The sequence below is a fragment of the Vibrio fluvialis genome, assembly GCF_900460245.1.
GTDB lineage: Bacteria > Pseudomonadota > Gammaproteobacteria > Enterobacterales > Vibrionaceae > Vibrio > Vibrio fluvialis.
Genome location: NZ_UHIP01000001.1, coordinates 822,538 through 844,092 on the forward strand (window position 1 = coordinate 822,538; position 21,555 = coordinate 844,092).

The window sequence follows — 21,555 nt, forward strand, 5'->3', positions numbered from 1 at the left end:
AGACGTGCCCGATCAGAGATGATGTTGTGCTTACAGCGCAGCAAACGCGGCGGCGACTTTGTCTACGTTCGCGGCATTTAAGCCTGCCAGACACATACGGCCGCTCGCAATCAGGTAGATGCCGTGGGTTTCGCGCAACGTATCGACTTGCGCCGAACTAAAGCCTGTGTAGCTGAACATGCCTTTTTGTTTAATCAGGAAGCTGAAATCTTGATCCGGGCGCAGTTGCTTCAGTTTGTCGTGCAATGCTTCACGCATGGTCAGAATGCGGCTGCGCATGCCTTCCACTTCATTCAGCCATTGCGCTTTGAGTGCTTCACTGCACAGCACGCCAGAGACCACCGTCGCGCCGTATTTAGCCGGGCTGGAGTAGTTGCGGCGCACAGTCGCTTTTAGCTGACCCAAAACGCGCGAGGCTTCTTCAGCATTGCCACACACCACAGACAAACCACCGACACGTTCGCCGTAGAGTGAGAAAATCTTCGAGAACGAGTTGGAGACAAAACTCACCACGCCTTCTTCATGGGCAATCCTACGAATCACATACGCATCGTCGGCCATGCTTTCGCCGTAACCCTGATAAGCCATATCAAAGAACGGGATCAACTGCTGCTGCTTGATGACGTCAATCACTTCGTCCCATTGCGCTGTGGTCAGATCTACGCCCGTTGGGTTATGGCAGCAGGGGTGAAGCAGCACGATGTCTTGTGCAGGCAGTTGGCGCAGCGCGGCAATCATGCCGTCGAAATCGAGCATTTTGGTTTGTGGGTTGAAGTAAGGGTAAGTGCCGACGTTGAAACCGGCCCCGGCGAAAATTGCGTTGTGGTTTTCCCACGTCGGGTTGCTGACCCATACTTTCGATTGTGGAAAGTAGTGATGGAGGAAATCTGCGCCAATCATCAGTGCCCCTGAGCCGCCTAAAGTCTGAATGGTGGCAACGCGCTGGGTTTCCAGGGCCGGATGGTGAGTGCCAAATACCAGCGATTGCACGGCAGCACGATAAGGTGCCAGACCTTCCATGGGCAGATACACGCACGGTTGCTTCTCTGCCTGAGTCAGTTTTTCCTGCGAGGCAGCCACCGAGTCCAGAGTGGGAATCTTGCCGTTTTCATCGTAATACAGGCCGATGCTCAGATTGACTTTATCTTCGCGGCTGTCCGCCATGAATTTTTCCATCAACGAGAGGATAGGGTCTCCGGCGTAGGCAGTAACGTGGTTGAGCACAGTATTTTCTCCTTATTGTATTTGACCTGATAACTGTCTGAGCTGCGTTTGAAGGTGTAAATCAGGTTCCGCATCAGTTCGACAAAAATAAACAGGCCGAGGTCATGCAGCCCGATGACCGACAATGACACCAACAGGATTGTGACGTCAACTCTCAACTGCGCGGTGAGTGTTTTTTGTTGTGAAGAGAAGTTCGCCAGCGATATGAGCTTTGTATCGCGGAGAATTGGTAACGGCAATGCTCAGTGCATTGATACGAAAAGAATGGCAAAGCAGAAATGAAAAAAGCCGCTGATGACTCAGCGGCTTTTTCGAATGTGGCGGAGAGATAGGGATTTGAACCCTAGGTACGCTATTAACGTACGCCGGTTTTCAAGACCGGTGCTTTCAACCACTCAGCCATCTCTCCGTTGTTGAAGCGCATATTATCGGCCTCTGGAAACCTTGTAAAGCCCCAATTGAACTGTTTGCTGCATTTGTGCGCGTTTAAGCGCAAAAAGTTGTTCTGAGTAGGATTTCTGGGAGTTTGTGACACGAAAAAGGGGAGTTTCCATGTGGAAACTCCCCTCTAGGTGTATGGTCGGACTGAGAGGATTTGAACCTCCGACCCCCGACACCCCATGACGGTGCGCTACCAAGCTGCGCTACAGTCCGATGGGATTAATCTAATCATTTTCATTCCGTGCGTCAACTGGAAAGCTGGATAACGCGCTGATTTAATTATCCTTTGAATAAAAACGCTGCAACTCGGTCAGGCCTTGCATCAGAATTGGCAGAGTTGGGTTGGCGTCTTTCAAACGTTGGTAATTGTCGTCGAACAGTTTGAAGTTACCAAACTTATCGATCACCGTGGTGTCTTTATCGGTAATTAATGCCAGCTCACGAGAATCGCCAGCCAGAATCCATTTTCTTTTATTTTCATTAAACAGGTTACGGCCGCTGCTGAAATCATTCGGATTCGATGAAACGCCCAATAGATCCTGCAACAGCGTCACACTCAGATCGAGATGGCTGGAGCGATGCGTAAAGGTCGCCGCAATTTTACCCGGCCAGTGAATCACCATTGGCACCTGTAACTGGTAACGGCTGTAGTTGCTGTTCGCGCCCCAGCTGTTGGTTTTGGTTTCGTTGAATTCAGTCCCGTGATTAGACGTAATTACCACCACGGTTTTATCCAGCAGTTCCATCTCTTGCAATTTGGCAAACAGCAACCCGAGTTCCTGGTCTGCGACATTCACTGAATGGTGATAGTTATTACGTAGCTTTTCGGTCGCTGAGGCTTTGGAATTGCTGTCTGCGTAGTTACTGAAATTATCGACGGTCGTGAGCTCCAGGAAGCCAAACCATGGCGAGCCACTTTTATCGCTGACCCAGTTGGCCCAGCGTTGAATGGTCTGTTCGTCAGATGTGGTGTCAGGGTCGAACGGTGCTTTAGACAGCGGCATACCGCGGAAAATGGTTTCCTGGTAAAGGCTGTCACTGAAGTTATCACCGCTGAACAGGCCAAACTGGTAGGACTGCGATTTGAGCACATCCACCAGTACAGGTGCGGTACCTTGCACTGTGATGCTGCTGGCATAGCTGCTCGGTAAGCCATAAAACAGGCCGAACATACCAAACGCATCGTTGCTTGAGCTGTAATGGTTGGTGAAGTTCAGGTTGTTTTCCGCAAACTGAGTCATGTTCGGCATCATGTCTTTAGTGAGCACGTCTGCACGCAGATTATCCACACTCACGATCAGAATGTTGAGATTGTTCGCGCGGCGGCCGAACTGAATTTTTTCCAGCGGGTAGCTGACCAGATCCACGTTGCTGCGGTTCTTCTCTTCCAGACGCTTGAGGTATTCCTCACGATCCAACAAGCCATGTTTTTCCATGAAGGACTTCGCAGTCATCGGGTAGGAGAGCGGGAAGTTCGACTTCTGGCTGGTTACCGGCGTGTAAAGGTACGCATCTGACCAGACATAAATCAGGTGACTACCAATGAAACTGATGAAGAACACGGCGGCCATCGGGCGGCCGATGCGCTTATGTGACAATTTACGCTGTTTGCGCCAGACCCATTCCGACAGTCCGAGCTGTAACAAGAAAATCAGGGGCAGCACCACGAACAGATGTTGCAAATCGGCGCTGACATTGCTGTCGTCGCTGAATAACAATTCCCACACCACCGGGGTGAGGTGAAGATTAATCGTTTGATAGGTCTGCGTATCAATCAGCAGAACGGTTAAGCCGAATGTGGCGAAACAGACGGCAATAAACCGAAACAACGTTCGTGACGGTATCAGGAACGTGAGAGGAAACAGAATTAACAGATAGATGGCAAAAACCAGGAAGCCGAAATGACCGACCCAGGACATTGTCAGGTAAAATTGGCCCAGAAACGTATCCGGCCACGGCGACTGAGCGATGTAGCGTGTGCCAATAAGCATTGCTGCGATAATGTTGAAGAAGGCAAACCAATGCCCCCACCCAACCAGACGAGACACACGTTCGCCGTATGTGTTTCCGCTATCTACCATGTATTTTTCTATTTATCCGGTGTTGTCTATGAAATTAGTCTTGTAACGAAGACATTAACGCTTGAGCAAACTTCTCCGCAATCGCTTTGCGCTGTGCTGAGGCAACGTTTTGGTTCAACACGTTGGTCGCCACGTTTCCTGCAATCATCAGGGTAAGCTCTGGAGAAGCATCATGTTTATCAAGAACGGCAGCGATTTCAGTCAGGATAGTTTCAACTTTTTCGTCACTGTATTTCGATGTAATTGGCATAAAGACTCTAATGATGATAGTAAAAGCGGCTTATGATAACCTACTATGCCTTACAACTGAAACCAGTACGATGATTATTTCACTATGAGTTTGCACCTTTCCAATGTCATTTTGCATCAACTGCGCAAAAACGATAATGACGAGTTGATGGTTAACTACCGCGCTCAGTCTCTCGATAATGATACTTCAACCGAAAACCTAGTGGCCGAACTGCATCGCGTGTTCAACGCGAAAGCGGGTAAGGGGTTCGGTTCGTTTAAGTCTGACAGTGATTTTCAAAGCTGGTTGCAGGAATTACGTAAAGGTGAGCGAAACTTTTACGAATTTTCGCAACTGAGCGCACAGCGTCTGAAAGATGAATTGGCGAAATACCCGTTTGCTGATGAAGGCATTCTGGTGATGGCGGAATATCAGTCGCTGGCTACTGATTATCTGTTTATCGGTATTTTGCCGATGAACCAAAGCCTGAAAGTGACTGAAGGTCTCGACATCAGCGCGACCGATTACCTCGACATTAACAAGATGGATATCGCCGCGCGTATCGATTTGTCGAGCTACGAGACGGATCGCGATTCCAACCGTTACCTGTCTTACATTAAAGGCCGCGTGGGGCGTAAAGTGGCGGATTTCTTCCTCGACTTCCTACAAGCGGATATCGGTTTGGATCCAAAACAGCAAAACCAGCTGCTGATGCAGGCGGTGGAAGATTTCTGTACCGATTCTAAGCTCGAAAAAGACGAAGCGATCAGCTACAAAAAGCAGGTTTACGATTACTGTAGCGACCAGATTAAAGCGGGCGAAGAGGTACAGATTCAGGAACTGTCGGGCGAGTTGCCAGCCAGTACTGATGGCACCAGCTTCTTCGATTTCACACGCGAACATGGCTATGAGCTGGAAGAAAGTTTCCCGGGTGATCGCAGCACCGTGCGCAAGCTGACCAAATACGTGGGGGCTGGTGGCGGCCTCAATATCAGCTTTGACAGCCTGTTGATGGGTGAGCGTGTATTCTACGATCCAGAAACGGACACGCTGACCATTAAAGGCACACCGCCAAACTTACGTGATCAACTGACTCGTAAGCAGTAAATCAAAGAGAGCGCAATCGCGCTCTTTTTTTCGGCTTTTTTGGTGGCGTCACGACAGGTTTTGTATTTCAGTATATGCTTGTATTTAATAATAAATCGTAATGCAGAGAGCAGGGATGAGAGCAAACAGCGTTAGTGGGCTATTCAAGGACAAGTCGTATCTCGCCGTTATTGCCGTATGGGGAGCGGTGATGCTGTTCGTTTTGCTGCAATACCGCGCTCTGGAAACCACCAGCCGTAATCTCAACGAACTGGAAAACAGCGTTGAAGGTCTGCGCAATACCATCTATTTCAGTGCGCCCTATCGAACCACGCGAGCCAACGATTTGGCGCTCAACATTCAGTTGATCTACTCCTTACGGCTGCAATTGGAAGCAGACTCGACCTCCGACTGGTTTCAACCCGATTTAACGCAAACTCTCTACGTAACAGACCGCTTTATCGAACAAACACAAAGTTTTCTGGCGGTGGAACTGTCGGTGAACGATTTGGTTGAGCGGTTGCAGACTTTGCGCGAGCGTTACGCATCACAGCCGGATATTCAGGCGGATTATCTCAAGATTGGCGCTTATGTGTTGCAGGCGCTCTACACAGAGGGCGCGCGCAGTCCTGAGCTCTATCGTACCTTTGATGCCTTATTGAAATTGTCCGAGACATTGCCACAAGACGCGAAAAATGATCTGCAACATACGCTTGCGAAGGTCTCGACGCTGCTCAGCCATTATGCCGAAGGTGACAATCTGGTAGATAAGCTGCTGCGTCATCGGGTGCACAATGAAATCATGTCGGTGAATGCTCAGTATGAGGATCGGTTTAAAACCCTGACGATTGTGAGCATGGGCGGCAGCGCCATCGCAATGTTACTGTTGGTTGGCTTGATGATGCGCAGCGGTCGCACCGCCGATTCTGCGGGCAAAAAAGAGGCGGCCAAAGAAACGAGCGCTGTAGTCACAATGGTGGAAAAGGAACACAACATTGTCACGCCGATAATGACTAAGCCTCAGCCGATTCCCCAGCCGGAAGAAGGGACGGCCATCGACATTGCGCGCATGCTGTCATCGCTCAATGATGATCATGATTCGGTGAATATGTTGCTTGAAGTGTTTGTTGAAGATCATCGCAACGATGACCAGAGTTTACGGCAATTGTTAACTACCGATCCGCAAGCTGCGCTGCGCAAAGCACACAGTCTGAAAGGTGTGGCTGGAAATTTAGGGGCTGATGGACTGCGTGAAATTGCCATGGCGATAGAAATGAAACTAAAGCAGGACACCATGCCTTCTGAGCCTGAACTACAGCAACTGACATCTCAGCTCAAACTGGCCATTGAAAGTGCCCGTTATTTTCTCAATAAGCGGGCCAGTTGAAATCAGACAACAACGGATAAAAAAAGAGCGCGAATATCGCGCTCTTTTTTGCGTTAAGCAGACTGCTTTTGCAGCACCGCTTCCGGTTCGGCTTCATCTGCCACTTCGGCGGTGGGCTCGCACTTGTCAACAAACCAACCCATGTAAGAGGTGAAAATTGTCACAAGGATACACACGAAGCTCAGCCACATGAACGGTGCATACGATAGCGTTGCCACACCAAGAATACTCGCCATGTAGATACCGTTGTCACTCCAAGGCACCATACCTGATGTCAGCGTGCCGCCAAACTCGGCATTGCGAGACAGGTTTTTACGCTTGTACCCCAGACGGTCGTAGTTTTTGGCGCAGATTTTCGGTGTCAGGATCAGAGAGACGTACATCGCAGAACCAAACACGTTGCCCATGAATGCTGTTCCGATGGTGCTGGTCGCTAGCGAGCCAGGACTGGTGACGCGACGCTCAAACAGTTTGGCGATGGTTTCCAGCACCCCCACTTTGTCCAGCAGTCCACCAAAGCCCAGGCCGAACACGATAACCGCGACAGAACCCAGCATGGAAGACATACCACCGCGGTTGAGAATTGCGTCAATGAAATCGACACCTGACTGGATGCTGAACGGTGCCCATGCAGTATTGAATGCTTGCAGGAAGTCGACATCCTGAATCATCACCGCCCAGATAATACCAAGCAGAGAACCAAAACTGATCACGGGGAATGAAGGCATACGCATCGCCAGCAGCCCCAGTACGATCAACACCGGAATGAACGAGTAAGGCGTAATGTAGAATTGTGTTTCCATCGCATTAATCACAGATTGAACCTGTGACATGTCCACGTTGCCCGCGTAGTGGAAGCCGAACAAGGTAAACATGATGCCGGTAATTACGTAGCTGATCAGTGCGATCGGCAGCATGCCTTTGATGTGTTCCACAACCTCAACGTTAGACATCGAAGATGCCAGAATCACGGAGTCAGACAGTGGGGACATTTTGTCACCAAAGTAACAGCCGGACAGCACCGCGCCTGCGGTGATTGGTGCCGGAACGCCGAGACCCTGGCCGATACCCATCATCGCAATACCTGCTGTGCCTGCTGCGCCCCAAGAGGTGCCGGTTGCCAGCGCCGTCAGAGAACAGATCACCATGGTCGCCAGCAAAAAGATGGAAGGATGGATAGCTTTCAGACCGTAGTAAATGATTGTTGGTACAATACCGCCGGAAATCCAGGTGCCGACCAGCGCGCCAACCGCTAAAAGTATTAAAACAGCACCTAAACCGTTAGAAATGCCGCTGAGTGCTGCTTTTTCCAAATCTTGGTACTTGTGACCAAGGCGGATGCCCAGCGTAATAATGATGAACCAGCCAATGTACAAAGCCAGTTGAATAGGCAGATCGAGCTTAGCAGTAAACGAAAAAGCCAGGAGTAAAAACAGACCCAGCGATACAATCACTTGTAACAGACTAGGTAAGCGTTTGGGGGCTTGAGTCATTATTGGAACCTCTTATCGGGTAGTTATACTAAGGAGAGGTAAACATCCTTACGAATTCGGCGGAACTGTACATGAGTTGGAATAATATATCGACATTAAACTCAATTGGTGTGATTTGTGTCGTTATGGCCGTTAACCGATGAGATTAAATGTTGTTATTGAGAAAACTATTTGAAACAAAATAATTTGTAATGTGAAAAATACGTGTAACAAAAGCTCGGTAATTAAGTGAAAATTTGATTACCAAACGCTGAACAATTGAGAAATATAATGGTTTTAACGGCTTGAAAGCTAAACGACCGTAAATACAGGGGCTACGAAAGAAAAAGTTACGACTTTTCTGAAGAAAGGCTTGAGATTTTATCCTGAACCACTTATAGATGGTGGATTGAATTTTTAACTGGAATACACGGAGAGTTAGTGCGATGAGAGTAGGTTTAGTGGGTTGGCGTGGCATGGTTGGTTCTGTACTCATGCAACGTATGGTTGAAGAACGTGATTTTGACCTGATTGAGCCCGTTTTCTACAGTACGTCACAAATCGGTATCCCTGCGCCAAACTTCGGCAAAGAAGCAGGTTTACTTCAAGATGCGTTTGATATTGATAGCCTGAAGCAGTTGGATGCGGTTATTACATGTCAGGGCGGCAGCTACACTGAGAAAGTGTACCCGGCACTTCGCCAGGCAGGCTGGAAAGGCTACTGGATTGATGCAGCGTCTACACTTCGCATGGACAAAGACTCCATTATTACTCTGGATCCAGTCAACCTGACTCAAATCCAACAAGGCATTCACGGTGGAACCAACACTTTCGTTGGCGGTAACTGTACCGTTAGCCTGATGCTGATGGGCCTGGGTGGTCTGTTTGAGCGTGGTCTGGTGGAATGGATGAGCGCGATGACCTACCAAGCCGCTTCTGGCGCGGGTGCACAAAACATGCGCGAACTCATTTCGCAAATGGGCGTGATCAATGATGCCGTAAGCTCTGAGCTGGCAAACCCATCAAGCTCTATTCTGGATATCGACCAGAAAGTGGCAGAAACCATGCGCTCTTCAAGCTTCCCGACAGACCAGTTTGGCGTACCGCTAGCAGGGTCTCTGATCCCTTGGATCGACGTGAAACGCGACAACGGTCAGAGCAAAGAAGAGTGGAAAGCTGGCGTAGAAGCGAACAAGATTCTGGGCCTGCAAAACTCTCCAGTACCAATCGACGGTACCTGTGTCCGTATCGGTGCGATGCGCTGCCACTCTCAGGCGCTGACCATCAAGCTGAAACAGAATGTACCGCTGGACGAAATTGAAGAGATGATCGCAACGCACAACGATTGGGTAAAAGTTATCCCGAACGAGCGCGACATCACCGCTCGTGAATTGAGCCCAGCGAAAGTCACAGGTACTCTGTCTGTGCCAGTAGGCCGTCTGCGTAAGATGTCTATGGGCGATGACTTCCTGAACGCCTTCACTGTGGGTGACCAGTTATTATGGGGCGCAGCAGAACCTCTGCGTCGTACACTGCGCATCATTCTGGCTGAAAAACAGTAAGCACTCTCTCCTAAAAAATAAAGCGCCTTTATGGCGCTTTATTTTTATCAAACTCCTCATATTCATCGTGCCCACTCAATACCGGCACCACCCGCTTATCCGGGTCGGCCAGCTCGCTGCCACAATGTTTGCAATACAACGCGTCAGATTCGTGTCCCGACAACGAACAGTTCGGACATTTGACCAAGGAGCGATGGGAGCTCATTTCCTGATTCAGTTCGGCGGTGATGATCCCGGTAGGCACCGCCAGAATCGAATAGCCCAGCAACATGGTGAGCGAAGCGACGGCTTTTCCCAGTGGCGTTTGCGGCGCCACGTCGCCATAACCGACCGTCGTAATGGTCACAATCGCCCAGTAAATACTTTGTGGAATGCTGGTAAAACCGTTTTCCGGCCCTTCAATGACATACACCAACGAGCCAAAGATCGTGACCAACACCGCTACTGTGCTAAAGAAAATTAGGACTTTGCGCCGGGCACCAAGTAACGAACGCATCAAAATGTTGGAGTCTTGCAGGTAGCGCACCAGCTTGAGGATTCGGAAGATCCGCATCACCCTTAGCAGGCGAATCGCGCCCATGAATGTGGCTGATGGGAACAGCAGGGCGAAATAGGTGGGGAGGATCGACAACAAATCAATCACACCATAAAAGCTTTTCGCGTAAGCCGTTGGCTTTGGCGAGCAGTAAAGGCGCAGCAAATATTCGATAGTAAACAGAGCGGTAAAGAAATATTCGATATAACGAATTTCAGTTTTCCATACTGCTGAAACTTCAGGAATCGACTCCAGAATCAGGGTAAAAATAGAAGTCAGAATGGCGACAATCAGAGCAATGTCGAACAGTCGACCGGCACGTGTATGAGTGCCGAAAATGATGACGTAAAGCTGATGTCTGAGTGTGTTGTTGGGCATGATATTGCAACCTGTTTCATCCGTTGCAATATCATAACGTCTCGCCAGCGTTTACGCTAACCCTGGGAACAGGCTGCGCAAACCATTGGTAATGAATTCGATACCCAGTGCACCAAGGATCAGGCCCATAATACGAGTAATAACGTTGATGCCCGTTTGACCCAGCAGGCGGACGATGTATGGCGCAGAGCGAAACAGCAGCCAGGACGCTACACTGAACACCAAAATAGTCAGAATGATGCCTGCGGTATCCATCATAGCCGGATAACGTGATCCGTAAACAATAGTCGAACTGATGGCACCAGGGCCAGCCATTAAAGGCATGGCAAGGGGCACGACGCCAATTTGCTCGCGGCTGATGTATTCCGATTTTTCCTGTTTGTTTTGCTTATCTTCACCCAGCTTACCGCTCATCATCGAAAAGGCGATACTCAGTAACAGCAGACCACCTGCTACGCGAAATGAGTCCAGAGAAATACTGAACATATCCAGCAGCATCTGACCACCCAGAAGTGCGGTAATCAGAATCACAGCGACGGCTACGTTAGCGGTGCGCGCGGTCTTTTTCTTTTCATCCGGCGTCATGTGACCGGTGAGAGAAACGAAAATCGGCATGATACCGACCGGGTTAACAGCAGCAACCAGACCTAAAAAGAACTGTAGAAAGATAGCAAACTCAAAATGCATTAAGGGGTCTCTTGGCGATCACGGGATTGAAATGAAGCAAGCGTAATGTAAGTCAAAGATAGCAAAAGGACGAATGAAAAAAAGTATCGCGTTTTTGGTCTGATGATTAAAAAAAACTAATTATGGTCAAATGTTGCAAAGGCTTTGTTTCACTATTGTGTTTATTGCGTATGTGTTCCGCGCAGTTTGTTAACATCAGCACATTTTTTGTAAAAAAAGTGGGTGGTGGTGGAGGGGGATACGGAGCAAGATATACTCTTAGTAGCACATTAAACGTCGGTTACACGTAGCGTTGTTGTTTAAAAATGAAACTTTTTTACAAAGTATTGTAGTTTTTTTAGTTTTTTTGGCCCAAGGGTGAAGTTTTTTATCACCGGGTGATGGTTTTTATTTGTTATAATTATCAGTCGCTTAGGTATTTTTTCTATAGGCTTATACCCCTTGAGGGGTAATTACTTTTTCATTACTGATCTGAGTCAATTTTTTTCACACACTGAAATATTATACTCAGCCATGAAAGCAATTTACTAAGTCTGTCGTTAGATAAATCGTTGACCAAATGAGAAAAAACTCAAGGACGCATACTTAATAAAGAGTTTTTAACGTTTTTCTATTTTAGGAGATTCATTATGCCTGTAACTAACCTGGCTGAACTTGATGCTCTTGTGGCTCGCGTAAAAGCAGCACAAGCTGAATTTGCTACTTACTCTCAAGAGCAAGTAGACAAAATCTTCCGTGCAGCATCTCTAGCAGCTAACCAAGCTCGTATTCCTCTAGCGCAACAAGCGGTAGCAGAATCAGGCATGGGTATCGTTGAGGATAAAGTAATCAAGAACCACTTTGCATCTGAGTACATCTACAACAAGTACAAAGATGAAAAAACTTGCGGCATTCTTGAAGAAGACGACAGCATGGGCACCATGACCATCGCTGAGCCTGTAGGTATCATCTGTGGTATTGTCCCAACCACCAACCCAACTTCAACTGCGATTTTCAAATCACTGATTTCTCTGAAAACTCGTAACGGTATCATCTTCTCACCACACCCACGTGCGAAGAACTCAACTAACGATGCGGCGAAACTGGTTCTGGATGCAGCGGTTGCTGCTGGTGCTCCAAAAGACATCATCGGTTGGATTGACCAACCATCTGTAGAACTGTCTAACGCACTGATGAAGCATGAAGGTATTGCACTGATCCTTGCAACTGGCGGTCCAGGCATGGTGAAAGCGGCATACTCTTCAGGTAAACCAGCGATCGGCGTAGGTGCGGGTAACGTGCCTGTAGTTATCGACGAAACTGCTGACATCAAGCGTGCGGTAGCATCAGTTCTGATGTCTAAAACTTTCGACAACGGCGTAGTGTGTGCTTCTGAGCAGGCTGTGATCGTTATGGACGAAGTGTACGACGAAGTGAAAGAGCGTTTCGCGACTCACAAAGCGCACGTACTGAGCAAAGCAGACGCAGACAAAGTGCGTAAAGTGCTTCTGATTGATGGTGCTCTGAACGCGAAAATCGTAGGTCAGCCTGCAACTAAGATTGCTGAAATGGCCGGCGTTAAAGTACCAGCGGATACTAAGATCCTAGTGGGTGAAGGTATCGGTGAAGTGTCTTACGACGATGAATTCGCTCATGAGAAACTGTCTCCAACACTGGGTATGTTCCGTGCTTCTTCTTTCGAAAATGCGGTTGACCAAGCAGTGAAAATGGTTGAAATCGGCGGTATCGGTCATACTTCAGGCCTATACACTGACCAAGACGTGAACGCAGACCGTATCCGTTACTTCGGCGACCGTCTGAAAACAGCTCGCATTCTGGTGAACATCCCTACTACTCACGGTGGTATCGGTGACCTGTACAACTTCAACGTTGCGCCATCTCTGACGCTAGGTTGTGGTTCTTGGGGTGGTAACTCTATCTCTGAGAACGTAGGTCCTAAACACCTAATCAACAAGAAAATTGTTGCGAAGCGAGCTGAAAACATGTTGTGGCACAAACTACCTAAATCAATCTACTTCCGTCGTGGTAGCCTTCCAGTCGCTCTGGGCGACCTAGAAGGTAAGAAACGCGCGTTCCTGGTAACTGACCGTTTCCTATTCAATAACGGTTACGCAGATGAAGTAGTGAGCCTGCTGAAAGCTCAAGGCATGGAAGTGACTACATTCTACGAAGTAGAAGCGGATCCAACTCTGTCTATCGTTAAGAAAGGTGCAGAGCAAATGCGTAGCTTCCAACCAGACGTTATTCTGGCTCTGGGCGGTGGTTCACCAATGGATGCAGCGAAGATCATGTGGGTAATGTACGAGCACCCAGAAACTCACTTCGAAGAACTGGCCATGCGCTTTATGGACATCCGTAAACGTATCTACAAGTTCCCTAAAATGGGTCAAAAAGCTGAGCTGGTTTGTATCACAACCACTTCAGGTACTGGTTCAGAAGTAACGCCATTCGCGGTAGTGACAGACGATCAGACTGGTGCGAAATACCCACTGGCTGACTACGAACTGACTCCAAACATGGCGATCGTAGACGCGAACCTGGTCATGAACATGCCTAAGTCTCTGACTGCCTTCGGTGGTTACGATGCAGTAGTTCACGCACTGGAAGCTTACGTATCTGTACTGGCGAACGAATACTCTGACGGTCAGGCTCTGCAAGCACTTAAACTGCTGAAAGAATACCTGCCTTCAAGCTACGCAAACGGCGCGAAAGATCCAATCGCTCGTGAGAAAGTACACAACGCAGCTACTATTGCTGGTGTGGCATTTGCCAACGCGTTCCTGGGTGTATGTCACTCAATGGCGCACAAAATCGGTGCTGAGTTCCACCTACCTCACGGTCTGGCAAACTCACTGCTGATGGCAAACGTAGTTCGTTACAACGCGAATGACAACCCAACTAAACAAACTGCATTCTCTCAGTACGACCGTCCACAAGCTCGTCGTCGTTATGCTGAAGTGGCTGACCACTTGGGGCTGTCTCAACCAGGCGACCGCACTGCTCAGAAAATTGAGCGTCTGCTAGGTTGGTTGGAAGAGCTGAAACTGGCTCTGGATATTCCAGCGTCTATTCAGGCTGCAGGTGTGAACGAAGCGGACTTCCTGGCGAAAGTTGATGAGCTAGCGGTAGAAGCGTTCGATGACCAATGTACTGGTGCGAACCCACGTTACCCTCTAATCAGCGAGCTGAAAGAAGTACTGTTGGCTTCTTACTACGGTAAACCATTCGTTGAAGGTGAAACTTTCGAAGGTACAACTGTAATCAAGAAAAAAGCAGACCAAGAAGCAGCAAAAGTTGCGCCTAAAGCGAAGAAAGACAAAGCTGAAGCGTAATGAGATAAGTTTTCGCTAGCACGAAACTTATAATCGGGAAAAAGACAAGCCCCACCGTTTGGTGGGGCTTTTTCGCTTTGAGGGGATGACTAAGTCCACATCACCATGACTGCGGCTAAGGCCACCAGAATCAGACCCAAACCATCTTTAATCCGTACCCGCTGTTTGAGCCAGAATACGGAAATTAACATAGTAAAAAATATTTCGACCTGCCCGAGAGTTTTAACGTAAGGCACCGCCTGCAATGACATGGCGCTGAACCAGCCAATGGAACCCACACAACTGCTGACGCTGGTAAGAGCCGTCAGTTTGGGCTTAGACCACAGGACTTTGAGAGTGTGGATATCACGCACCAGCAAGTAGCCGACCAAGAGGACGGTTTGTAGCGAAATCACCAGCAGCAACACCCAGGCCGCACTATGAGGAAAAGGCAGACCAAGGGCGAGGCTAGCTTCACGAACCCAAAGCGACGTAAGGGCGAACGCGCTGCCACTTCCTAAGCCAAGCACAATGGTGGGCAGAGACAGTTGGCGAAAGCCACCTTGAGCACTCAACATAAATACGCCTATGCCACCCAGCAGTACACCGATCCAACCAAGGAAGCTCAGGTGGGTCCCAAAGAAGAGCATCCCCAGAATAGCGGCCACGAGCGCTTCGCTCTTGGCCAGTCCGGCGCCGACCGCGTAATTATTGAATTTAAACAGTTTCACCATCAATGCCGTGGCGAGAATTTGCATCAATGATGCCCCCACGATGAAGATAACGAGCAAGGAGTTAAACGTGGGTAAGGCTATCGGTTCAACTTGATAGAGCACGGCAAGATAAAGCGCCGCTAAAGGACCAGCCCAGAGAAAGCGTGCCAAAGTAACGCCTGCGGTCTTCACATCGCCGGAGAGACGGCTTTGAAAGGCGTTTCGCCAGGATTGCATGAAGGCGGCAAGAAAGGTGAAGAAGATCCATGTCATGATGAAGTATCCGAGAAAAGAGCGAGGGCACTATGCTATGAAAGCTATGGAGTATCAGCAAGTTAATTCATGGGTAATAAAGCAGCAAAAACAAAAAGCCTCTCAGGAGAGAGGCTTTGGGACGCAGATAATTGTTGATGCTCAGCTTAACCAGCCAGCACATCGGTCGCCACTTTGTAGCTTGGGTCTTCTTTAACGTTAATTTCAACCAGGCTGCCTGCTTTTTGTAGCAGGGCGCGACAATCCTGACTCAGATGGCGAAGATGAAGAGTTTTGCCGACACTGGCGTAACGTTCAGCAATGGTTTCAATCGCCTCAATGGCGGAGTGATCGGCAACACGCGACTGGGCGAAATCAACAATCACATCTTGTGGATCGCTCTGTGCGTCGAACAGTTCGAGGAAGTTGGCTGCAGAGCCAAAGAAAATCGGACCGTTGATCTGGTAAACCTTTGAGCCTTCTTCATTGATGTAGCTGCTGGCGTAGATGTGTTTCGCGTGTTCCCAGGCAAACATCAACGCTGAAGCAATCACGCCAACCGCGACCGCAATCGCCAGATCGGTAAATACCGTCACGACGGTAACCAGCACTATCACAAAGAAGTCTTGCTTTGGTACGCGGCGTGCCAGTTTGAATGTTGCCCATTCAAAGGTCCCAATTACCACCATAAACATCACGCCAACCAGTGCGGCTAGAGGGATCATCTCAATCAGAGAAGATGCAAACAGAATAAAGACCAGCAGCATTACCGCGGCAACAATACCCGAAAGGCGACCACGACCACCTGAGTTCACGTTGATCATCGACTGACCAATCATCGCACAACCGCCCATGGCACCGAACATTGAACACGTGATGTTTGCCAGACCCTGGCCCATACACTCGCGGTTAGACTGACCACGCGTGTTGGTCATCTCATCGAGCACCGTCAGGGTCAGCAGTGATTCAATCAGGCCGATCGCAGCCAGAATTACAGAATAAGGCAGAATGATTTGCAGCGTTTCCAGTGTCATTGGCACACTCGGAATCGAGAAGCTTGGCAGGTTGCCCGCCAGCGTTGCCGCCTCATTGCCCGACATCGCACGCAGGAAATCCACTACTGTGCGAGTTTCCAGCCCCAATCCCTGAACGAGGAGCGTAATCGTTACGATCGCCGCCAGCGAAGATGGCACGGCCGTGGTGATTTTAGGCAGGAAGTAAATGATGGCCATCGTCAGAGCAACCAAACCCAGCATCAGCATCATTTGGTCTTGTGGTAACCAGGTCAGCATGCCGTTAATATCTGGCGCTTTGAACTGACCAAGTTGGGCGAGGAAAATCACAATCGCCAGACCGTTAACGAAACCGATCATCACCGGATGCGGCACCATACGAATGAATTTACCGAGCTTAAACAGACCTGCGGCAATCTGCAGCATGCCAGCAAACAAGATGGCAGCAAACAGGTACTGAACGCCATGTGAAGCGACCAGACTCACCATGACGACGGCCATTGCACCCGTGGCGCCAGAGATCATGCCCGGACGACCGCCAAAAATTGAGGTAACCAGACCGACAATAAAGGCGGCGTAAAGACCAACCATGGGATCCACACCCGCCACGAAGGCAAATGCGACGGCTTCGGGAACCAATGCCAGCGCTACGGTTAAGCCCGATAGCACGTCATTTTTTACCGAATGCTTAGAAAATTGTGGGAATTCAAACATGAGTATTCAGTTTTTCGCTGTCGTTAAATGAGTGGAGACACATGCTCTGTGCTGACGCTAAGCCCAATGCAAGTGCGATGACATGAGTCACCGACGACAGGCCAAAATTGTGACAAAAAAAGAATAGCAGCAGAAGGGTGTCAGTTTTTCAGTCGGCGATGGTACTGAATAGTGTGATTAAGTTCAACAATTAACCGGGTAAATATCCCGCTAGCTGTAATAACGTAAACCGATAACGGGCTGTGTTTCAGGCCTACCTCTGCCTTTTTTGACGGTCAGTTAACGTTGCAGTGTGTTAGGTGTCATATAGTGGCCGCTTTATGCTTTTTCAGTTGGAGATAGGTTATGTCAGCCAAAGGAAACACTGTTGCGGCGATGGTGCTATTTTGTGTAGGTTCAACAGGCGCTTTTTCTGCACCACAAGAGTCAGACAGTGGCAAATCAACAAGTAAATTGAGCGGCGATGCCAAGTTAGGCTTTATTTTCTCTAAAACCGACAGCACATCGATGTCCGTCAATTCGGGAGCGACATTGAAGTACGATGAAGCGCAGCGTAAGCAGCAGTTATCATTAGCCACTTACTATTCTCATCAGTCAGATGACGACGGGACCAACAAATATCGGATTATTTACGACATCAAACACAGCGTGACGGACGATATGTTTTGGTTTAGTAACGCTAAATACGAGCACGATCAGTTTGCGACTTACCGTCACCAAGCGCTGATTGTGGCCGGTTTAGGCAAGACGTTGATTGACGATGAGACATCAAAACTTGAGATGGGTGCCGGCCCTGGTTTTCGTTATTCCAAGCGCCAGTCTTACGATAAAACTCGCCCGAACGAGAGTCAGGACGATGTGATTGCGAACGCATTCGTCAACGGTAATACCCAACTAACAGCGGCAATGAATGTTGGCGGTGGGTTGCGGGTCGACTATGGCGATTCGAATACCACGACAACTGCGAATGCCTTTTTGAAAAACAAGCTAGCGGAGAAATTAGCGTTGGTGCTCGATACTGAGTACATCTACAACTCGCAGGTCGCGGCAGGTAAGAGCCACGATGAAATCTACAGCACGCTGAGTTTGAATTATGCATTCTGAGCAATAAAAAGCCCACCGTGAGGTGGGCTTTTATTATCTAACCGTGATGGTGTTAGAACTGAGGCTTAGTCATTGTAGCGCTCGCTTGGTTGCTGGCAGCTTGGCTACCTGCACCGCGAGATTGGTAACGTTCACTGCGGAACGGTGCTGCGAGTACAGTGATTTCCTTCAGTTCGTTGGTACCAGGCGCTTTCGCCATTGGCGCCGAGGCGCGACCAGACGTTACAGCAGGTTTAGCCACTGGTTTGCTGACGACAATCGGAGCTTCTTCGACGATCGGTGCAGCTACTGGTTCCGCTACCGCAACTTCAACAACCACTTCTGGTTCTGCAACGGGTTCTTCGCTTGGCGCTTCAACGACAACCGGAGCGACTACTGTTTCAACCACTTCAGGTTGAGCCACGATTTCCGCGACCGCTTCAACAACAGGTGTTTCCATCGGTGCTTCTGCGACTACAGCAGGTGTTTCACGGCGAATGATCACTTTACCCATTGCCATTTCCGGACAAGCAACACCACCCAGAGCAACGCTTACTTCTGCTACCGGAGTCTCTTCAACTTTCGGTGCTTTTGGCGCAGGTTTGGCCAAATCGTAACGTGGCATGACTTTACCCATTGCCATCTCAGGAGAGGCAACTCCGCCTTTACGCAGGCGGAATGGATTAGGGCGGCGATCACGTCCGCGACGGCGGCGCTGACCACTTGCACGCAGGTGGCGAGGTGAACGACGGTTACGACGCTGTTTCTGATCGTTATCGCCTTCTTGACCTTCGGTGTCAGCAACTTCGGTGTTGATCTCTTTCACAGACTCAACCGCAGCATCTACCACTGGAGTTGTATCATTGAGGATCTCTTCCTCGGCAGCCTGCTGATCTTTAACGCGAATCTGCTTAGTCAGTTTGCGACGTTGACGACGCTCTTTCACTACGGCTGCTTTTTCTTCCTTCGCTTCGTTGCGAGGAGCATCCGTCGGCTCTTGTTGAGCATCCGCGGCCAGCTGACGACCTTGCTCCATCAGCTTGGCTGATTTTGCATCGTCACGCTTGTTGCGACGTGGCTCGTTACGATCACTACGCTCGTTGCGCTCGCCTCGGTCATTACGCTCACCGCGTTCACCACGGTCATTGCGATCTTGCTTTGGCTTACGCTCTTGCTTGCGGGTCGTCTGCGTATCTTTATCTTCGAACGCTTTGTTCTCGCCAGCTTTATCTTTCGTTTCGTCGTTTGGCTTACGCTTGTTCTTATCTCGTGAGTTACGACGGCGATCATTACGGTCACGACGTGGCTGAGAAGACTTGTTACGGTCATCGTTGCCTTTCGCTTTAGGTTTGTCTTGCTCTTCTTTCTTCGGCTCTTGTGCTGGTGCTGCGAACAGTCCCGACAGGGCTTTCAAGAAGCGGCTGAACAGACCTGGTTTTTCTTCCTTAACTTCCTGTGGTTTTTCAACCTGAGGTTTCGGAGATGGTGCAGGTGCCGGAACCGCTTGAGCTGGAGCAGCAAAACCTTTCAGTACCGGTTCTTCGATACGTTTTGGTTTGATCTCAGATTCTGATGGCTCTTTACCTTCAGCTTCTTTCATTGCTTCCAGTTTGCGAGGAATCAGGTAAGACAGAATATTCTGTTCTTCGCCTTCACGGACACGAATCACTTCAAAATGAGGTGTTTCCATATCTGAGTTAGGCACAACCGTGATTTTCACTTCCTGAATGCGCTCAATGTGGTTCACTGAACGACGCTTCTCGTTCAACAGGTAAGATGCGATAGAAACCGGTACGACAGCCAGCACCTGAGAGGTGTTGTCTTTCAGGGCTTCTTCTTCGATCAAACGCAGAACAGACAGAGCCAGAGATTCGTTGTCACGAATGACACCTGTACCAGTACAACGAGGACAGATGTGGTGGCTTGCTTCAGCCAGTGATGGGCTCAGACGCTGACGCGACATTTCCAGCAGACCAAAGCGTGAAATACGGCCAATTTGAACGCGAGCTCGGTCAACACGTACCGCTTCACGCAGACGGTTTTCCACTTCACGTTGATGGCGAACTGGCGTCATATCGATAAAGTCGATGACGACCAAACCACCAAGGTCACGCAGACGAAGTTGGCGAGCGATTTCGTCAGCTGCTTCCAGGTTCGTGTTCAGAGCGGTTTCTTCGATATCGCCACCTTTGGTTGCACGGGCGGAGTTGATATCGATAGAGGTCAGTGCTTCGGTTGGGTCGATAACAATCGAACCACCAGATGGCAGACGAACTTCACGTTGGAATGCAGATTCGATTTGGCTTTCAATCTGGAAGTGGCTGAACAGTGGAACTTCACCGTCATACTTCTTCACGCGATTAACGAAATCAGGACGCACCAAACGGATGTGCTCAAGCGCACGTTCGTAGATGGTGTTGCTGTCGATCAGGATTTCACCGATGTCACGGCGCAGGTAGTCACGAATCGCACGCACGATAACGTTACTTTCCTGGTGGATCAGGAATGGCGCAGGATTTGAATCCGACGCTTGCTTGATCGCACTCCAATGGTTCAACAGAACATTCAGGTCCCACTCCAGCTCTTCACCGCTTTTACCTACACCAGCGGTACGCACGATAAGGCCCATGCCCTGAGGCAGTTCCAACGTGCTTAACGCCGACTTAAGTTCAGTGCGCTCGTCACCTTCGATGCGGCGAGAAATACCGCCAGCACGAGGGTTGTTAGGCATCAGAACCAGGTAGCTACCTGCAAGGGAGATAAAAGTGGTCAGGGCTGCGCCTTTGCTACCGCGTTCCTCTTTCTCAACTTGCACGATCACTTCCTGGCCTTCGGTCAGCACTTCTTTAATGCTTGGACGGCCTTGGTAACTGTAACCTTCAGGGAAGTATTCGCGGGCAATTTCTTTGAGAGGGAGGAAACCGTGTCTTTCTGCGCCGTAATCGACGAATGCTGCTTCCAGACTTGGTTCAATGCGGGTGATGCGACCTTTGTAGATATTTGCTTTTTTGGATTCATGTCCAGGACTTTCGATATCCAAATCGAAAAGTCGCTGGCCATCCACCAATGCGACACGCAACTCTTCTTTCTGAGTTGCGTTAATTAACATTCTTTTCATTTAAAAATCTCGTTTTCTTTCTTTCATTTTGATTATTGTTCTTGCTGCGTTTGTTTCGTTTTCACGGTGCCTGATCCCATGGCTTATTCGTTACAGCCTCCCGGCTGGAGGGGATGCTCTGAGGGCACGACAGTCATCACAAGCATGCAACACGCCTGTGATCCGCATAGAGGCGGAGAGTACTCAACATGAAATGACGATGAGTAGAGCAACAAGAAAGCCTCAACCAATGGTGTCTTACGCCACGTGCTGCACATTGATGTTCGGCC

The 21,555-nt window shown here is 49.2% G+C and carries 14 protein-coding genes and 2 tRNA genes; 5 read left to right on the top strand and 11 right to left on the bottom strand.

Annotation, left to right across the window (positions count from 1 at the left end):
- Positions 1 to 30: 30 nt before the first annotated feature.
- From DYA43_RS03965 to DYA43_RS03985, 5 genes are all read right to left on the bottom strand, one after another.
- Positions 31 to 1,224, bottom strand: coding sequence for an amino acid aminotransferase (locus DYA43_RS03965; RefSeq protein WP_081094753.1), 1,194 nt, complete (start codon positions 1,222 to 1,224; stop codon positions 31 to 33).
- A 318-nt stretch (positions 1,225 to 1,542) separates the two neighbouring features.
- Positions 1,543 to 1,633: transfer RNA gene (locus DYA43_RS03970), tRNA-Ser, on the bottom strand.
- Between the two features lie 168 nt (positions 1,634 to 1,801).
- A tRNA-Pro gene (locus DYA43_RS03975) sits at positions 1,802 to 1,878 on the bottom strand.
- 62 nt (positions 1,879 to 1,940) lie between these two features.
- A complete protein-coding gene (locus DYA43_RS03980) occupies positions 1,941 to 3,746 on the bottom strand; it encodes a DUF3413 domain-containing protein (protein WP_038157969.1) in 1,806 nt (601 codons plus the stop codon).
- Between the two features lie 34 nt (positions 3,747 to 3,780).
- Positions 3,781 to 3,996, bottom strand: coding sequence for a YejL family protein (locus DYA43_RS03985; protein ID WP_020331296.1), 216 nt, complete (start codon positions 3,994 to 3,996; stop codon positions 3,781 to 3,783).
- Positions 3,997 to 4,080: 84 nt separating this feature from the next.
- Between DYA43_RS03985 and yejK the strand changes: the two genes are divergently transcribed.
- On the top strand, positions 4,081 to 5,082 hold the full coding sequence (gene yejK, locus DYA43_RS03990) for a nucleoid-associated protein YejK (RefSeq protein ID WP_024374226.1): 1,002 nt from the start codon (positions 4,081 to 4,083) through the stop codon (positions 5,080 to 5,082).
- A 115-nt stretch (positions 5,083 to 5,197) separates the two neighbouring features.
- Positions 5,198 to 6,448 (top strand): Hpt domain-containing protein, encoded by a 1,251-nt coding sequence (locus tag DYA43_RS03995; protein WP_051154360.1) that lies wholly within the window; start codon positions 5,198 to 5,200, stop codon positions 6,446 to 6,448.
- A 53-nt stretch (positions 6,449 to 6,501) separates the two neighbouring features.
- Here the strand turns inward: DYA43_RS03995 and nhaC are convergent, their stop codons facing one another.
- A complete protein-coding gene (nhaC, locus tag DYA43_RS04000; RefSeq protein ID WP_061056264.1) occupies positions 6,502 to 7,941 on the bottom strand; it encodes a Na+/H+ antiporter NhaC in 1,440 nt (479 codons plus the stop codon).
- 425 nt (positions 7,942 to 8,366) lie between these two features.
- Between nhaC and asd the strand changes: the two genes are divergently transcribed.
- The gene (gene asd / locus DYA43_RS04005; protein WP_020331300.1) at positions 8,367 to 9,482 is read left to right on the top strand and encodes an aspartate-semialdehyde dehydrogenase; all 1,116 of its coding nucleotides are present in this window, start codon (positions 8,367 to 8,369) and stop codon (positions 9,480 to 9,482) included.
- Between the two features lie 28 nt (positions 9,483 to 9,510).
- On the opposite strand, the gene DYA43_RS04010 is transcribed toward asd, so the two are convergent.
- Both DYA43_RS04010 and DYA43_RS04015 read right to left on the bottom strand, forming a co-directional pair.
- The gene (locus tag DYA43_RS04010; protein WP_032081010.1) at positions 9,511 to 10,395 is read right to left on the bottom strand and encodes an ion transporter; all 885 of its coding nucleotides are present in this window, start codon (positions 10,393 to 10,395) and stop codon (positions 9,511 to 9,513) included.
- 51 nt (positions 10,396 to 10,446) lie between these two features.
- The gene (locus DYA43_RS04015; RefSeq protein WP_020329859.1) at positions 10,447 to 11,082 is read right to left on the bottom strand and encodes a YchE family NAAT transporter; all 636 of its coding nucleotides are present in this window, start codon (positions 11,080 to 11,082) and stop codon (positions 10,447 to 10,449) included.
- A 629-nt stretch (positions 11,083 to 11,711) separates the two neighbouring features.
- On the opposite strand from DYA43_RS04015, the gene adhE reads away from it, so the two are divergent.
- On the top strand, positions 11,712 to 14,414 hold the full coding sequence (gene adhE / locus DYA43_RS04020) for a bifunctional acetaldehyde-CoA/alcohol dehydrogenase (RefSeq protein WP_020329862.1): 2,703 nt from the start codon (positions 11,712 to 11,714) through the stop codon (positions 14,412 to 14,414).
- 89 nt (positions 14,415 to 14,503) lie between these two features.
- Here adhE and DYA43_RS04025 read toward each other — a convergent pair whose 3' ends face one another.
- A complete protein-coding gene (locus tag DYA43_RS04025; RefSeq protein ID WP_061056265.1) occupies positions 14,504 to 15,379 on the bottom strand; it encodes a DMT family transporter in 876 nt (291 codons plus the stop codon).
- A 146-nt stretch (positions 15,380 to 15,525) separates the two neighbouring features.
- Positions 15,526 to 17,085: a SulP family inorganic anion transporter gene (locus tag DYA43_RS04030; protein ID WP_024374336.1), complete on the bottom strand. Its 1,560-nt coding sequence runs from the start codon at positions 17,083 to 17,085 to the stop codon at positions 15,526 to 15,528.
- A 345-nt stretch (positions 17,086 to 17,430) separates the two neighbouring features.
- Here DYA43_RS04030 and DYA43_RS04035 point away from each other — a divergent pair, with 345 nt between their 5' ends.
- On the top strand, positions 17,431 to 18,189 hold the full coding sequence (locus DYA43_RS04035; protein WP_052193086.1) for a DUF481 domain-containing protein: 759 nt from the start codon (positions 17,431 to 17,433) through the stop codon (positions 18,187 to 18,189).
- A gap of 52 nt (positions 18,190 to 18,241) precedes the next feature.
- On the opposite strand, the gene rne is transcribed toward DYA43_RS04035, so the two are convergent.
- Positions 18,242 to 21,286: a ribonuclease E gene (gene rne, locus DYA43_RS04040; protein ID WP_104408472.1), complete on the bottom strand. Its 3,045-nt coding sequence runs from the start codon at positions 21,284 to 21,286 to the stop codon at positions 18,242 to 18,244.
- Positions 21,287 to 21,555: the final 269 nt, after the last annotated feature.

Coding starts and splice junctions, on each gene's coding strand:
- yejK (WP_024374226.1), top strand. CDS start 4,081: ATGAGTTTGCACCTTTCCAATGTCATTTTGCATCAACTGCGCAAAAAC.
- DYA43_RS04030 (WP_024374336.1), bottom strand. CDS start 17,085: ATGTTTGAATTCCCACAATTTTCTAAGCATTCGGTAAAAAATGACGTG.
- nhaC (WP_061056264.1), bottom strand. CDS start 7,941: ATGACTCAAGCCCCCAAACGCTTACCTAGTCTGTTACAAGTGATTGTA.
- DYA43_RS03985 (WP_020331296.1), bottom strand. CDS start 3,996: ATGCCAATTACATCGAAATACAGTGACGAAAAAGTTGAAACTATCCTG.
- asd (WP_020331300.1), top strand. CDS start 8,367: ATGAGAGTAGGTTTAGTGGGTTGGCGTGGCATGGTTGGTTCTGTACTC.
- rne (WP_104408472.1), bottom strand. CDS start 21,286: ATGAAAAGAATGTTAATTAACGCAACTCAGAAAGAAGAGTTGCGTGTC.
- DYA43_RS04025 (WP_061056265.1), bottom strand. CDS start 15,379: ATGACATGGATCTTCTTCACCTTTCTTGCCGCCTTCATGCAATCCTGG.
- DYA43_RS04035 (WP_052193086.1), top strand. CDS start 17,431: ATGTCAGCCAAAGGAAACACTGTTGCGGCGATGGTGCTATTTTGTGTA.
- adhE (WP_020329862.1), top strand. CDS start 11,712: ATGCCTGTAACTAACCTGGCTGAACTTGATGCTCTTGTGGCTCGCGTA.
- DYA43_RS04010 (WP_032081010.1), bottom strand. CDS start 10,395: ATGCCCAACAACACACTCAGACATCAGCTTTACGTCATCATTTTCGGC.
- DYA43_RS03980 (WP_038157969.1), bottom strand. CDS start 3,746: ATGGTAGATAGCGGAAACACATACGGCGAACGTGTGTCTCGTCTGGTT.
- DYA43_RS03995 (WP_051154360.1), top strand. CDS start 5,198: ATGAGAGCAAACAGCGTTAGTGGGCTATTCAAGGACAAGTCGTATCTC.
- DYA43_RS04015 (WP_020329859.1), bottom strand. CDS start 11,082: ATGCATTTTGAGTTTGCTATCTTTCTACAGTTCTTTTTAGGTCTGGTT.